The organism is Pelagibius sp. Alg239-R121, from assembly GCF_947331435.1.
Classification (GTDB): domain Bacteria; phylum Pseudomonadota; class Alphaproteobacteria; order Kiloniellales; family Kiloniellaceae; genus Denitrobaculum.
In genome coordinates, this window is the sequence record NZ_CAMZOF010000001.1 from 1,547,246 (window position 1) to 1,560,575 (window position 13,330).

At 57.4% G+C, this 13,330-nt stretch carries 14 protein-coding genes; 8 read left to right on the forward strand and 6 right to left on the reverse strand.

What is annotated here, in order from left to right; translation table 11 throughout:
- The first annotated feature begins 250 nt into the window (after positions 1 to 250).
- On the forward strand, positions 251 to 1,690 hold the full coding sequence (locus QMZ18_RS06940; RefSeq protein ID WP_282605495.1) for a deoxyribodipyrimidine photo-lyase: 1,440 nt from the start codon (positions 251 to 253) through the stop codon (positions 1,688 to 1,690).
- A gap of 10 nt (positions 1,691 to 1,700) precedes the next feature.
- Here QMZ18_RS06940 and hemN read toward each other — a convergent pair whose 3' ends face one another.
- Positions 1,701 to 3,050: an oxygen-independent coproporphyrinogen III oxidase gene (hemN, locus tag QMZ18_RS06945; RefSeq protein ID WP_282605496.1), complete on the reverse strand. Its 1,350-nt coding sequence runs from the start codon at positions 3,048 to 3,050 to the stop codon at positions 1,701 to 1,703.
- Positions 3,051 to 3,508: 458 nt separating this feature from the next.
- Between hemN and QMZ18_RS06950 the strand changes: the two genes are divergently transcribed.
- The 3 genes from QMZ18_RS06950 (at position 3,509) to QMZ18_RS06960 (ending at position 5,698) form a co-directional block, all read left to right on the forward strand.
- Entirely contained in the window at positions 3,509 to 4,024 is a 516-nt protein-coding gene (locus QMZ18_RS06950; RefSeq protein ID WP_282605497.1) for a hypothetical protein, read from the forward strand.
- A 213-nt stretch (positions 4,025 to 4,237) separates the two neighbouring features.
- Entirely contained in the window at positions 4,238 to 5,233 is a 996-nt protein-coding gene (locus QMZ18_RS06955; protein ID WP_282605498.1) for a YceI family protein, read from the forward strand.
- 255 nt (positions 5,234 to 5,488) lie between these two features.
- Positions 5,489 to 5,698: a hypothetical protein gene (locus tag QMZ18_RS06960; RefSeq protein WP_282605499.1), complete on the forward strand. Its 210-nt coding sequence runs from the start codon at positions 5,489 to 5,491 to the stop codon at positions 5,696 to 5,698.
- 51 nt (positions 5,699 to 5,749) lie between these two features.
- Here QMZ18_RS06960 and QMZ18_RS06965 read toward each other — a convergent pair whose 3' ends face one another.
- The 3 genes from QMZ18_RS06965 to QMZ18_RS06975 form a co-directional block, all read right to left on the reverse strand.
- Positions 5,750 to 6,340: an isochorismatase family protein gene (locus tag QMZ18_RS06965; protein ID WP_282605500.1), complete on the reverse strand. Its 591-nt coding sequence runs from the start codon at positions 6,338 to 6,340 to the stop codon at positions 5,750 to 5,752.
- Between the two features lie 82 nt (positions 6,341 to 6,422).
- A complete protein-coding gene (locus QMZ18_RS06970) occupies positions 6,423 to 6,878 on the reverse strand; it encodes an SRPBCC family protein (RefSeq protein ID WP_282605501.1) in 456 nt (151 codons plus the stop codon).
- Positions 6,879 to 6,947: 69 nt separating this feature from the next.
- Positions 6,948 to 7,517 carry a hypothetical protein gene (locus tag QMZ18_RS06975; RefSeq protein WP_282605502.1) on the reverse strand — a complete coding sequence of 190 codons (570 nt, stop codon included), beginning with the start codon at positions 7,515 to 7,517 and terminating at the stop codon, positions 6,948 to 6,950.
- 145 nt (positions 7,518 to 7,662) lie between these two features.
- On the opposite strand from QMZ18_RS06975, the gene QMZ18_RS06980 reads away from it, so the two are divergent.
- Positions 7,663 to 8,046: a VOC family protein gene (locus QMZ18_RS06980; RefSeq protein WP_282605503.1), complete on the forward strand. Its 384-nt coding sequence runs from the start codon at positions 7,663 to 7,665 to the stop codon at positions 8,044 to 8,046.
- Positions 8,047 to 8,085: 39 nt separating this feature from the next.
- Here the strand turns inward: QMZ18_RS06980 and QMZ18_RS06985 are convergent, their stop codons facing one another.
- Positions 8,086 to 8,595, reverse strand: a complete 510-nt coding sequence (locus QMZ18_RS06985; RefSeq protein WP_282605504.1) for a hypothetical protein — start codon at positions 8,593 to 8,595, stop codon at positions 8,086 to 8,088.
- A 217-nt stretch (positions 8,596 to 8,812) separates the two neighbouring features.
- Here QMZ18_RS06985 and QMZ18_RS06990 point away from each other — a divergent pair, with 217 nt between their 5' ends.
- Positions 8,813 to 9,976 carry a mandelate racemase/muconate lactonizing enzyme family protein gene (locus tag QMZ18_RS06990; protein WP_282605505.1) on the forward strand — a complete coding sequence of 388 codons (1,164 nt, stop codon included), beginning with the start codon at positions 8,813 to 8,815 and terminating at the stop codon, positions 9,974 to 9,976.
- Positions 9,977 to 10,007: 31 nt separating this feature from the next.
- On the opposite strand, the gene QMZ18_RS06995 is transcribed toward QMZ18_RS06990, so the two are convergent.
- Entirely contained in the window at positions 10,008 to 10,907 is a 900-nt protein-coding gene (locus QMZ18_RS06995) for a LysR family transcriptional regulator (protein ID WP_282605506.1), read from the reverse strand.
- Positions 10,908 to 11,143: 236 nt separating this feature from the next.
- On the opposite strand from QMZ18_RS06995, the gene QMZ18_RS07000 reads away from it, so the two are divergent.
- Together QMZ18_RS07000 and QMZ18_RS07005 are read left to right on the forward strand one after the other, a co-directional pair.
- A complete protein-coding gene (locus QMZ18_RS07000) occupies positions 11,144 to 12,154 on the forward strand; it encodes a D-cysteine desulfhydrase (RefSeq protein WP_282605507.1) in 1,011 nt (336 codons plus the stop codon).
- A gap of 91 nt (positions 12,155 to 12,245) precedes the next feature.
- Positions 12,246 to 13,241 (forward strand): hypothetical protein, encoded by a 996-nt coding sequence (locus QMZ18_RS07005; protein WP_282605508.1) that lies wholly within the window; start codon positions 12,246 to 12,248, stop codon positions 13,239 to 13,241.
- Positions 13,242 to 13,330: the final 89 nt, after the last annotated feature.

Here is a 13,330-nt window from a genome sequence, read left to right on the forward strand (position 1 = left end):
CACTGCCCAAAGTTTTTGCGAAAGCGAATAAAAACTCATTGTTAGAGGATAAAATTGGCTATTTTGCGCAATTAAACCGGTTTTGATGTATTTTCGAAATGCGATGTAATTCCCTGAGCATTCAGCCAAAATGTGCGAGATGCTCAACTTGTATGATCCAGTTGCGGCAAATGACCGTAACAAAGCTTATAATTTCAGCCTGAAGCGGCAACTCGAATGCCTGTTCCGATTTTCTAGAACGCAGTAATTTATGACCACGATCGTCTGGTTTAGACAGGATCTGAGACTTGCCGATAATCCGGCGTTTTTTCAGGCAGTACAGCGGGGCAGGGTTTTACCGGTCTTCATCCTCGATACAGCGGTCGCGCCGGGTACCTCTGCAGCGCTGGGTGGCGCCGGGCGCTGGTGGTTGCATCACAGCTTGAAAGTCCTCGTAGGGGCGCTTGGCGGGATGACGCTGCTGCGGGGGGACACTGCCGATCAGCTGGAGAGGGTTATCAAGGCGGCAGGGGCAAACGCGGTTTACTGGAATCGCTGTTATGAGCCAAAAGCCATCGCACGCGATAAGGACATCAAGGCAAAGTTACGCCGACAAGGTATCGAGGTGCGCAGCTTCAATGCCGGCCTTCTTCACGAGCCCTGGGAACTGACGACCCAGGCTGGCGCGCCTTTCAAGGTTTATTCGCCTTACTGGCGGGCTGCACTCAAACGCCCTGTCGAGGCGCCGCTGCCACTGCCCGAAAACATAACGATTGCGGAATGCGCCCTCGGGGACAGGCTCGAAGACTGGGCGCTTCAACCGCAGGCTCCGAACTGGGCCACCGGCTGGGAGAGTCTTTGGCAGCCCGGTGAAGCCGGGGCACGGGAGCGGTTAGAAAGCTTCCTGGACAACGGCTTAAAGGGTTACGGCAATCTGCGGGACCGGCCCGATTTGCCGAATGTCTCCCGCCTTTCGCCGCATCTGCATTTCGGCGAGATCTCGCCGCGTCAGATCTGGGTCAGGACCCGGCATTTGGAAGCGCAAAAGCCCGAAACCGCGACGGACGCAGGTAAGTTCCTGAGTGAGATCGGCTGGCGTGAATTCGCTCACCATCTGCTCTATCACTTCCCCAGCCTGCCGAGCAAAAACTGGCGCTCTTCCTTCGACCACTACCCTTGGCGTGAGAGTGCGGAGGACCTCAAAGCCTGGCAGCACGGCATGACCGGATATCCCATTGTGGACGCCGGCATGCGGGAACTCTGGCAGACCGGCTACATGCACAACCGGGTGCGGATGGTGGTCGCCAGTTTTCTAGTCAAGCATCTCCGGCTGCATTGGAGTCATGGCGAAGCCTGGTTCCGCGATACCTTGTTGGATGCGGACCTCGCCAACAATTCCGCGAGTTGGCAGTGGGTTGCGGGCAGCGGCGCGGATGCCGCACCCTACTTCCGCATCTTCAACCCCATGACCCAGGGCCGGAAATTCGATCCTGATGGCGCCTACGTCCGGCGCTTTTGTCCGGAGTTGTCAAAGCTTGGCAACAATGCCGTCCATGCGCCCTTCGAACTGACGGACATCGAACTTGCCGGCGCCGGGATCACGCTCGGCAGCGATTATCCCAGACCAATCGTCGATCATGTCACAGCACGTGCTGCGGCACTGGCGGGCTATGAGGCCGTCAAGGCGGCGAGTGCAGCCGCCACGCCGTGACCGGGCTGGATTATATCGCCCGGGAGTGCCGGGTTTCGCTCTGTTCCAGATAGCGGTCAAAAACCGCACAGATCGCCCGCACCAGGGGCCGGCCCTGCTCGGTCACCGTGATCTTGCGGCCGTCGACCCGTGCAAGGCCGTCCGCAATCAGGGGTTTGAGCGCGGTGAGTTCCTTGTCGAAGGAGTCGGCAGTGATATGTCCGGCTTCACAGAGACCGACCAGATCGAGTTCGCCCTGACACATCAGTTCTTCGATGGCCCGGCGCCGCAGGCGGTCGTCGTTGCTCAGTTCCCGGCCGCGGGCGACCGCAAATTTACCCTCCCGGATCGCCTTGGCGTAAGCGACGAAATCTGCGTTGTTCTGGATGTATCCCAAGGGCAGGCTGCCGATGGCAGAGACTCCGAGGCCGATCAGGACTTCGGCAGAATCCAGCGTGTAACCCTGAAAATTCCGGCGCAGTTTTCCCGATTCGAGAGCCTTCGCCATTAGGTCGTCAGGGAGGGCGAAATGGTCCAGGCCGACCGGCACGTAGCCGAGCCAGGCCAGCATTTTTGAGGAAAACGCCGCCTGTTTCACCCGTGCGGGTCCGTCGGGCAGGGTGGTTTCGTCAATCAGGCGCTGGTGCTTTTTCATCCAGGGCACATGGGCGTAGCCGAAGAGGGCGATACGGTCGGGCCGGAGGGCAGCACTCAGGCGCAGATTGCGTTCCAGTTTGGTTAGATCCTGACCCGGCAGACCATAGAGCAGGTCGAAGTTGATCGAGCTAATACCGGTGGCGCGCAGGTCGGCAACGCAGCTTTCGACCAATTCAAAGGGCTGCACCCGATTGATCGCTTCCTGGACGTCACTGTTGAAGTCCTGAACCCCGAGGCTGGCCCGGTTCACGCCCGCGGCCGCCAGCGCCCGGGCTTGGGTCTTTCCCAGCCGACGCGGGTCGACTTCAACGGCGACTTCCGCATCTGGCGCCAGATCGAAGTGCTCGCGCAACAGGGCCATCAAACCGGCGAAGTCTTCATCGGAGAGCAGGTTAGGCGTTCCACCGCCCCAGTGAATGTGGCCGATCTCTCTGCGCACCGGCAGGGCTGCGGCAAGCATTTCGATCTCTCGCCGCAACAGTGCCACGTAACTGGCGACCGGCGCGTAGTTGTTGACCACCTTGGTGTGGCAGCCGCAGTACCAGCACATCTGGCTGCAAAAGGGGATATGGAGATAAAGCGACAGCTTTTGATCCGGTCCTACGGCGCCGAGCCACGCGGTGTAATCCGAGGCTGTGATATCAGGCGTGAAATGCGGCGCGGTCGGATAGCTGGTGTAGCGCGGTAGCCGGGCGTCGCGGTATTTGGCGAGAATCTGGTCCATGGCGGGCAAACTATGCTTAGGTCAGAGGGCTCTGCCTTGATTTCGATCAACCTGCTTTGCTTTCCTTCGTCCCGCGTTGCATTGGTGCATCTGGGCCAACCTCTAATCGAGGTTCACGGACTCGGCCGCCTATTCAGATCATAGGTTTGCACCTAATCCAGGTTGCGGTGCCTAAAGAGTTTTTTAGTTTCTTGCCGATTAACTTAGCGTGTTGCAGCCCGGACGACCACTTGCGGTGGTTATTGCCGGGCAGTGACGGGAGGCTCGCCGGCCTATGCTGGGGACCGGGTTCGGGGCCACCTTCAATCAAGCCAGCGTTCCAAGGATCTCTGTGCCGTTGCTCGCATTCAATCCCGCAAGTTGGGAGATGGTCTGCGACGTATGTGGTGCAGTGAACGGGGCCTTGGACAACGACTGGTGCTTCTAACTCTCGCAACCAGGATTCTGGAGAAGATCCAATGTTCCCAATTCCCATAGAATTAAAGTCGATCCCAGCTCGACGTGGATTTCTGGCTGCGGCGGCCTTTGCCGCGGCAGGCTTTTCGCTCAACGTCTTTTTTTCGCCCGACAGTGTTTACGCGGCCGCGGATGCCACGGTTATCGAAATCACACAGACCCCCTGCCAGTTTCTCGAAGTTGAAGGTGTCGATCACGGGTTCAGCACGAGCAAGCGCGCCGATTGCGACAAAATCAACATGGAGTCCGGCGCCGAACGGGTCGGAAAAGCGCAAAAGTTAACGCTTAAGCCCGGCAAGTATATTTTCAGGGTTTCCAACAGGAATGTGCCCTATAGCGTTGGTTTCTGGCTGCGCGGCGACGGCCTCGCGAACCGGGCGATGTTGCCGAGCGTCTCCGGTGCAGGCTTGGCCGAAGGGGTGACCAAGGACTATGAAATTACCCTGAAACCCGGGGAATACGTCTATTCCTGTCCGCTCAACCCCACGCCCGATTATGTCCTGAACGTCGAGGGTTAAGTATGGCTTTCTCACCCTGGCAAATCCTAAGGAGGCGGTCGAAATCTGAGCCGCTCCCGGGTTTGCCGGGGTGCTAATGGCGAAAAAAAACGAATAAAACGCCGAATGGCGTGTTTGCGTCCTGTAAATCGATCACTGCCTTAGACCGGATCTGCGATGCCTCGGTGGTTATTGCAGAGCCGGTGAAGCGCTGGACAGAGAGGAAACAGGATCATGATGAAAGTCTTTACGAGTGCCGCCTTCGCCTTGGCGGTTCTGACCGGAACCGCCCAAGCCGAAAGCTGGAGTTTATCTTCTGAGGAGTCGAAGGTCTCCTTTGGATCGATCAAAAAGGGCTCCGTCGGTGAAGTTCACCACTTCGGATCCGTCACCGGCCAGGTTGCCGCAGATGGCGCCGTAAAGGTCGAAATCGATGTTGCCAGCGTCGAGACCTGGATCGACATCCGCAACGAGCGCATGCTCAAATGGGTCTTTGACGCCGTCAGCTTCCCCAAAGCCGTAATCAGCGCCCAGATCGACATGAGCGAGCTTGAAGCCCTGAAGCCCGGCGAAACCACGTCCATGGATGTTACGGCTAATCTGTCGGTCGCCGGACAGAACGGGGAGCTCGAAGCCAGCCTCTTCGTGGCGCGCTTAAGCGACGGAAAGGTTCTGGTGACCAGCGACGAGATGCTCATGCTGAGCACGGCCGATTTCGGGCTGGCGGAAGGCGTCGAAAAGCTGCGTGAGATCGCGAAGCTCGACAGCATTGCCCAGGCCGCCCCGGTTTCGCTGCGGCTTGTGTTCACAGCCGACGAGAAGAGCGCCGCAGTCACGCCTGCGCAGCCGTCTTCCCTGCTGGTTCCCGTGGGCCTGAGGGTCGTTCCTGCGGGCCTGGCGGCTTCCGAGGTTGCCGCCGTTCCCATGGGTGACGCGAAAGCCGGCAAGAAGGCCTTCCGCCGCTGCAAAGCCTGTCATGAAGTGACCGCCGAGAAGAATAAGGTCGGTCCGCACCTGGTTGGTGTCGTGGGCCGCACTGCCGGTACGGTGGATGGCTATAAATACTCCGAGGCCATGTCGTCCACGGCGATCGTCTGGACTCCTGAAGCACTCGGCGAATTTCTGAAGGGCCCGAAGGACTACGTGCCGGGTACCAAGATGACTGCGAAACTGAAAAAGCAAAAAGACATAGACGATATTATTGCCTATCTCGCGGAGAGCACGAAGTAGAGAAGGAGAGCTTACTGCAAACCTGGGCCGGCCAGCGACCGGCCTCAGGATGCGGTTTTAACAATCAGGATAGCCTTTCGCCAAATGGTGTAGCTGCCGGATTGGTCAATTTCTTCAAATAGATGTAGAATTCCAGCCCGACTTTAAAGCTTCAAAAAGCTGCCACAAAACGATCACCGTTCCAGGAGATGTTTCGTCGCCATTGGTGCCTATATCTTGAGCATCGAAACGATGACACGGAGCAGGAATCCTATCATGAGCGGCACTTGGACCAAGCAGGGCGAAGAACCGACTCTCGAAAACTTTTTTGCGGATCCGATCGTAGACTTGCTGTTGCGCCGTGACGGGATCACGCAAAGCGACGTGTGGCAGGCAATCGACAATGCCCGGCCTTGTGTCGATCGACGCCGCGGGATCCGGCCCGAGGTCATGTTCTCGCCGGAATGGCGGCGCCCCGCAGCTTAGAATCCGACTTCTTTATTCATTGACTCGGCGAAAAACGCGCAGGTTACGGGATCAGAGTGCGGTATAGCATTTCACGCCACGATCATCGAACCAGTCCAGCCAGTCTTTGCCGTCTGTATTGATAATCTGCGGACAGATCCAGACCTGGTAACCAAAGTCGACCGCACCCTCGATCGGCGGGCCGGTTGGGCGTTCCCGGCCTCCCACGGACGTCAGGCGGACGCACATATTGCCCATCTGTCCCATGACCAACAGCTCATTGACGCCGGCTTTGCGCAAAGTTGCATCCAGGTGACTGCGGCCCACGTTACCCGAACGGGCGTGGCCGGTATCGTCAACCTTGCCGAAGGCATTGAAGCCAACTTTGAAAAAAACTTCGGTTCCGGGTGGTACGGCGTCGGTCAGGGTGGCGTTGGTAGCGTGCCGCTTTTCCCAAGTCATGGCGGGGTTAAGTTCGACCAGAATTATCTTGAAACCACGCTCGCGAGCGAAGATAAGGGCGCGACGCTGTTCCAGTGCGCGGGCGGTTACCTCCGCTTTCTTGCTATGTTCGTCTATGACCAGGACACCGAACTTTCGGTTCGATTTTCCCTCTAGATAAATCTCGATCGCGTGTAGCAATCCACCATCGTATCTCGTCATGCCGCCGCCTCCCCAAGGTAAGGCGGCCAGTATGTCATAGCTCTCTACAGGATTGTATTAGATTGAAATCTTCGGCCTACTTTTAGTTGCAGGCTGATCCGAAGCAGTCGATGAAAACGAAGTCCCAGCCACTGTCATAATTTTCCCGTGTTGCCCCCGCGGAGTCACCGAGCACTTCCCATTTTCTGTGCTCTAGTTCGACCCGTGATTCTGACGCGTTGAAGGGCACGAACCGCACCTCGACCTCCGTGGCCTCGGTTTCGGCACGGCCCACGTGCCAGGAGAATACGGCCCTCTTCGTCGGTTCCAGTTCCATGATCCGTCCCCATTGATGCTCGCCTCCTGCAGCAGACGTCTCATAGATTCGCCCGCCCTCTCTTTGCTCGCAGATCACCGAAGGCGCTTTATCAAGTCCCTTCGTCGCCGCGACCGAATGCTGCGCTTTCGGCCACCAGTGATCGATTTGCTCAAAGAAGACGGCAAAGGCCCGCTCGGCAGAACAATTTACGACGACCTGTTTCAGGACTACATCGATCATGGTTATGTTGCTCTGACATTCTGAGAGTGGCAGGTCCCTATCAACGCGACCTGGTATGAATTGCCCCGGTTAATTCGGGAACTTAAACCCACGCCTGACCTTGCGGACCTTGTATTTGGTTCCCGTCACGTAGTGCTGGTATTCGAACAGGCTCTCTTTCAGAGACAGAATTTCATAGGCGTCGTAGAATCTGGCCTGTGTGGTATCGGTCCCTACGATTTCGCTGCCCTGACGCCAGCCTTGTGTGGCTGAAAAATATACCGGACCGGATATACCCCAAATGCCGGTTTCCAAGTGCGTCCCCGAACTTCCATCCGCCCCGAAGATGCGGAACTGGATTCTGTAGGTCCCGTCCTTCTCTCTCTCGATAATCCATTGAACGCGGCCACCTGTGTTTGGCGGCGTTTCGCCGAACCAGGTGCCGATGAGAAGGTCGCGCTTCTCCTGCTGTGTAAGAAGCGAGTCGTTGCTTGCCGCGAAGCTCGGTCCATGTCCGACGATAACGCCGCACGTGAGGGCGGCTACAATGGCAAGCGCGGTGAATATGCAGCGCATGGCCGCTCCCTCGTCCTGTGTAGTGCGACCGTTCGAGATTGAAACGATCAGACTCTTGAATGCCGTTTTCCCAGCATCGGTCAAATTTGTTCCTAGGCTAATCAATTTCTGCACAAAACTGCAATTGTCCTGTAATGATTTTGTCGTTCAGATCGTCAGAGAACGATGGAGAAAAAAGCCTTGGGTTGTATTTTTGCCTAAAATATCCGTTCTGCGAGGAATTGACGCCGTGGGTATATCTATAGGAGACAGGGTCGTCCCCAGCCTGATGGTACGGGATCTCGACGAGAGTCTCGACTTCTATGTCGAAAAGCTGGGGTTCGATGTGACCGGCCGCTATCCGGACGTCGGTGAACCTGTCTGGGCGGAAGTCCGGCGTGACGGTGTGGTTCTGCAGTTCTTTAGCGCAGAATCCGCACCTGAAGGTTTGCCCCCGCGTCCCAGTTTGAGCGGCACCCTCTACATTTATCCGCAAAGCGTCCTGGATCTGGCTGCAGAACTGAGGGGGCACGTGCTGTTCGAATGGGGACCCGAAGTGATGGATTACGGCCAACGTGAGTTTGCCGTGCGGGACCCGGACGGCTATTTCCTGGCGTTTGCGGAGTCTGCCTGACTCCGCAGTTAGGGTTCGGCACACATGAACCATCAGGCTCTACGCCATCAGAAAACGCGACCGTTTCAAAAAGAGTTCACGGCAGTCCACAACCTGGCTGGACGCCGTGCGCCGATCGACGCACCGCCGTTCAGGACGGGAAGGTTCCTGGCCCGCGCGATCGTCGTTGCGGCGTTGCGCAAGCCGCCGGTCGGTTGAGCGGCGCTCGGGATTCCTGCAGCGTACTGTGCCGCGATAGTTAGAGTTTCCGGGAGCCGCCGAAGGAACCAGAATGTTCTCCCGCAGCGGTGTTTCGATTTCGACGACATCGCCGCTATCGTTATTCAGAATGACGCCGCTGAAGCGGTCCCGAACCAGACCGACGTCCCGCAAAGCATGGTCGTTGATCCGATGCAGTTCCGACAGCCTGCGCCGTTGTGCCACGCTGGTGCGAAATCGTTCAATCGCCGATATGAAGTCGCCGAACATTTCTCTTGTCGCAGTCATCAACGCCTGGCCGATCCTGGCGCCGAATTTCCTGTGTCCTGTGCCGCTTTTTGCTGCGGACATCGTTCTATTCCTTTCGTCTTGATGTTGGTCGCGCAGCCGAATGGCTGTCATCGCTGAGGCGATCACAGGCCTTCCGCCGTCTTTTTGTTGTTGCTGATTTTGCATTCCGACCGTCAAGCCACCGTTATTTTTCCGCCGAAGCTGCAGAGGTTGGGCGTGAAAAATTTGTCAAAAGGTGGAAAATACCGACCTGAAATGCCAACAAACCGGAAAAATCATGAAAATCACAGATATTCGGGAGCGGAGTTTCCCGCTCGATTCACCGCTGCGCAACGCCTACATCGATTTCAGTCAGATGACCTGCAGCGTCGTGGCGGTCGAGACCGATGTTCTGCGCGACGGGAAGCCGGTTACCGGTTACGGCTTCAATTCCAACGGACGTTATGGCGCCGGCGGCTTGCTGCGGGAACGCTTTCTGCCGCGTCTGCAGGCGGCGACCCCCAACGACCTGCTCGACGAGAGCGGAAGCAACCTCGATCCCTTCAAAATCCACACCTGCATGATGTCCAATGAAAAGCCCGGCGGCCACGGTGAAAGGTCCGTGGCTGTCGGTGTCGTCGATATGGCCGTTTGGGATGCCGTTGCGAAAATCGAAGAGCGGCCTTTGAACCGACTGCTCGCGGATCGCTTCGGCGGGGATGTTCCGGCCGACGAACGCGTCTACGTCTACGCTGCCGGCGGATATTATTATCCTGGCAAAGGGCTGGAGGCTTTGCAGGATGAAATGCGTGGATACCTGGATCTAGGGTACCGCGATGTGAAAATGAAGATCGGCGGCGCGTCCTTGACAGAGGACCTGGCGCGCATCGAAGCGGTTCTCGACGTTGTCGGCAAGGGCGAGCATCTGATGGTCGACGCCAATGGGCGGTTCGATCTCCAGACGGCCGTCGCCTATGCCGAAGCTCTCGCTCCTTACGGCCTGAAGTGGTATGAGGAGGCAGGCGATCCGCTGGATTATGATCTGCAGGCAGCCTTGGCGAAGCACTACGGCCTCCCGATGGCCACGGGCGAAAATCTCTTTTCGCTGCAGGATGCGCGCAACCTGATCCGCCACGGCGGCATGCGGCCGGACCGTGACTGGCTGCAGTTCGATTGCGCTCTCAGCTATGGCTTGGTCGAATACCTGAAAATTCTTGCGATGCTTCGCGATGAAGGCTGGTCGAGCCGCCGTGTCGTGCCGCATGGCGGTCACCAGATGTCGCTCAATATCGCTGCGGGTTTACACCTTGGCGGGAACGAGTCCTATCCACGGGTTTTTCAGCCCTACGGCGGGTTTGCCGATGATGTCGAGGTGGTCGATGGTTTCGTCGGTTTACCCGATTGCTCCGGGATCGGCATGGAGCGTAAGGCGAAGCTTTACGAACTACTGCAGACAGTTTGAGGCATGGTTCGCCGAATTGTGCGCACTGGCATCATCCCTTCGCCAGGCTTGAGAAGAAATCCCAGATCTTGAGACCGGCGGGATCGAGACTGTCGACCGCGGCGTAGATCGAGAGCGTTAAGGGTGCATCCCACTGTTCTGTGCCTGCGCGCACGAGCTCGCCCTGTGCAAGCGAACTTGCGACGGATTGCTCAGGCAGCCAGGCGATTCCTTGGCCCTCGAGGGCAAGGCTTTTAAGCGCTTCGGCAAAGGCATCAACATGGCGCACGTCCAGGGCTGCTCTCTGATTGTTTAAAAGATGATCGACGACGGCGCCGAGAAACGACCCCTTTGCATAGGCCAGTTTGGGCAATGGCGCCTTGCGGTCACCTGGAAGCAGCCATTTGGGGTCCCCCAAAGCATCGGGGACGGTGATTGGTATCAGGTGTTCTCTGCCGAGATCCAACCGCTTGAAGAGTTGTTCGTCCAGCGTGATGGGAATGTGGGGATGGCGATAGCAGACCAGAAAGTCACAGACCCCTTCGGATACCAGTTGGCAGCAGGTGTGCAGGTTGTCCGACATGACGCGCGATCGGATCGACAACGCGCCCTGGAGTTTGTGGAGCAGCGGGGCCAGGTGCGTGATCGAAATCGAGTGGGGAGCGGCGAAGGCGTAAAATTTCAAACCGCCACGGTCACGTGCACGCATGTCGTCCCGTGCTTCCAGCAACTGTTTCACGATGGTTTTTGCCGTTGGCAGAAATTCTTCGCCGGCTGTCGATAGTTTCGCCGGAAAGGATGTGCGGTCGATCAGAGGAGCCCCGGCCCAGATTTCAAGCGCCTTTATCCGGCGGCTAAAGGCCGACTGGGTAATGTTCCGCTCTTCCGCAGCCCGTGTGAAGTTGAGTGTGCGGGCAAGGCAGACGAAATCTTCCAGCCAATTGATATCCAACGCTGTCTCCCATTGGTGAGGTGTCGCCGAGGCGGCGGCCTCCCGCATTCCTGTACAGGCCGATTATCTCCTCTACATTACGTTATGCAAGATTGGAATAACGTAATGTAGACAAAGAATTATACGTCGGAAGCTCTGCGGTCTAGGCTCTAACACTAGGAAGAGGAGGCTGAATCACGCTTTTCACTAGAACAGAGAAAAGCGTTCAGACTCTAGATTTTATAAGGGCATCTCTCATGCATTTGGCGCGCTTCAACCGGGTCTCTTTGGGCCACTTTCCAACCCCCTTGGAGAAACTGGAAAACCTTTCCCGAACCCTCGATGGTCCGGAGATCTATATCAAGCGTGACGATTGCACCGGTCTTGCAACGGGTGGAAACAAGACCCGTAAGCTGGAATTCCTGGTTGCCGACGCTATCGCACAGGGAGCCGACACACTGGTGACCCAAGGTGCGACGCAATCCAATCACGTGCGTCAGACCGCCGCGGCTGCACGGCGTCTCGGGATGAAGTGCTATGCTTTGTTGGAACGCCGCGTCACCAACATGGGTGACGACTACGAGGCCGCCGGAAACGTGCTGCTCGACGACATGTTGCGCTGCGAATACGAATTCCGCGACGAAGGCCTGGATATGAATGCCGAGGCGGAAGCCTTGGGAGAGCGTTTGCGCGAAAAGGGGATGAAACCCTACGTTATCCCGGGGGGTGGTTCGAATCCTATCGGTGCACTTGGGTATGCGTCTTGCGCTGCCGAGCTGCTTCAGCAGGCCGACAGCCAGAATCTCAAGATCGATCGCATCGTTCACGCCACGGGCAGTGCGGGAACCCAGGCTGGGCTGGTTGCCGGGCTTCATGCCATGAACGCGCCGGTCGGGGTTGTCGGGATCTCGGTGCGGGCCAATCGCGAAAAGCAGATCGACAACGTCCACAAGCTCGCTTGCAAGACCTCTGAGCTTCTGGGCGTCAAGAGCGGGCTGAGTAGAGATCTTATCGAAGCCTACGATGACTATGTCGGACCGGGCTACGGTCAACCGACCGATGAGATGGTCGACGCCATTGCGCTGCTCGCAGCCGACGAAGGCATTTTCCTGGATCCCGTTTATTCGGGTAAAGGCATGGCCGGGCTGATTGGGCTGGTCCGGTCAGGGGAACTAAAGAAGGGCGAGAAGATAGTGTTCATCCACACGGGCGGGGCTTCGGCGTTGTTTGCCTATCCGCATCTCTTCTCGCGGCAAACGGCGGCGTAAAGCCGACTGGGGGTGTTGCCTGGGCGGATGCTTCTCATTCGGCGGGAGCGCACCACAAGGGAGAAATCATCGCGTTAACTGGGAGAAAAAGATGTTAAAAACAACATTTAAGTATTTGCTGTCGGGCGCTGCCGCTACCGCGGTTTTGGGGGCCTCGGCGGTGATGGCGGAAACCACAATCCGTCTGTCGACCTACGTCAACGAAATCGACGTCCGCTATCAGGGTTTTCAAAAATTCGGCGAGCTGGTCGAAGCGAAAACCGACGGGCGGGTCAAGGTGCAGATCTTTCCCTCCGCCACGCTTCACGGCTGGAGTGAAGGCGTCGATGCCGTCCAGGGCGGTGTCTCCGACATCAGCTGGATTCCGGCCGACAAGCGTCTGCCCTGTTACCGGGTGACGTCGCTTTATCCGGTGGCCATCAATCTTGAAGGCCAGATCGAGCTCGACGGTGAATTCGCCGATCTGATCAGGCCGGAAGCCGCTAAAGTCAGCCTCGTTCCCATCATCAATTCGAATTATTCCTACGATCAGGAATGGTGGTTCGAGGAGCGCGTCGAGGACATCGGCAAGCTGGACGGCAAGCTGGTCCGTTCAATCGGCCCACTGGTCTCAATGATGATTGAAGCCTGGGGCGGCAAACCTGTCTTCGTGGCACCGAAGGAAGTCTTTCAATCGGCCGAGCGTGGTGTGGTCGACGGCATCAATATGGGGGTCGCAACCTACAGCTCATGGAAGCTCTGGTCGGTGATGCCCTATATGGTCAACGCCAACCTCTTCTACGGCAACGTTTCCTACATGATGAACAAATCCAAATTTGATTCTCTCTCGCCGGAAGACCAGAAGGCGGTGTTGGAAGCCGGACAGGAATCTGAAGTCTGGTTGAAGCCGCGTTACGAATCCTGGGTCAACGAGCGGGTTGGAGATGCCGTCATGAAGGGCGGCGGAGCTGCTGTTTCAATTCCACAGGAAAATCGCATGGCCTTAATCAATTCCGTTCAGGGGTCGTGGGATAAGGAAGTCGACGCTGCCTGCGGCGGCGAACTGGCCGGTAAAATCCGGGATCTTTTTGCCAAGCACGCGCCGTAACGAGGACAGTGAATACGCTCCAAACGGATCTGGTTCGTCCGTTTGGAGCGACCGTTCTAAAATCTCGAAACCATGGCGGCTTGCCGGGC

Coding starts and splice junctions, on each gene's coding strand:
- QMZ18_RS06955 (WP_282605498.1), top strand. CDS start 4,238: ATGATGAAAGTCTTTACGAGTGCCGCCTTCGCCTTGGCGGTTCTGACC.
- QMZ18_RS06965 (WP_282605500.1), bottom strand. CDS start 6,340: ATGACGAGATACGATGGTGGATTGCTACACGCGATCGAGATTTATCTA.
- QMZ18_RS06970 (WP_282605501.1), bottom strand. CDS start 6,878: ATGATCGATGTAGTCCTGAAACAGGTCGTCGTAAATTGTTCTGCCGAG.
- QMZ18_RS07000 (WP_282605507.1), top strand. CDS start 11,144: ATGCATTTGGCGCGCTTCAACCGGGTCTCTTTGGGCCACTTTCCAACC.
- QMZ18_RS06960 (WP_282605499.1), top strand. CDS start 5,489: ATGAGCGGCACTTGGACCAAGCAGGGCGAAGAACCGACTCTCGAAAAC.
- hemN (WP_282605496.1), bottom strand. CDS start 3,050: ATGGACCAGATTCTCGCCAAATACCGCGACGCCCGGCTACCGCGCTAC.
- QMZ18_RS06940 (WP_282605495.1), top strand. CDS start 251: ATGACCACGATCGTCTGGTTTAGACAGGATCTGAGACTTGCCGATAAT.
- QMZ18_RS07005 (WP_282605508.1), top strand. CDS start 12,246: ATGTTAAAAACAACATTTAAGTATTTGCTGTCGGGCGCTGCCGCTACC.
- QMZ18_RS06950 (WP_282605497.1), top strand. CDS start 3,509: ATGTTCCCAATTCCCATAGAATTAAAGTCGATCCCAGCTCGACGTGGA.
- QMZ18_RS06985 (WP_282605504.1), bottom strand. CDS start 8,595: ATGTCCGCAGCAAAAAGCGGCACAGGACACAGGAAATTCGGCGCCAGG.
- QMZ18_RS06990 (WP_282605505.1), top strand. CDS start 8,813: ATGAAAATCACAGATATTCGGGAGCGGAGTTTCCCGCTCGATTCACCG.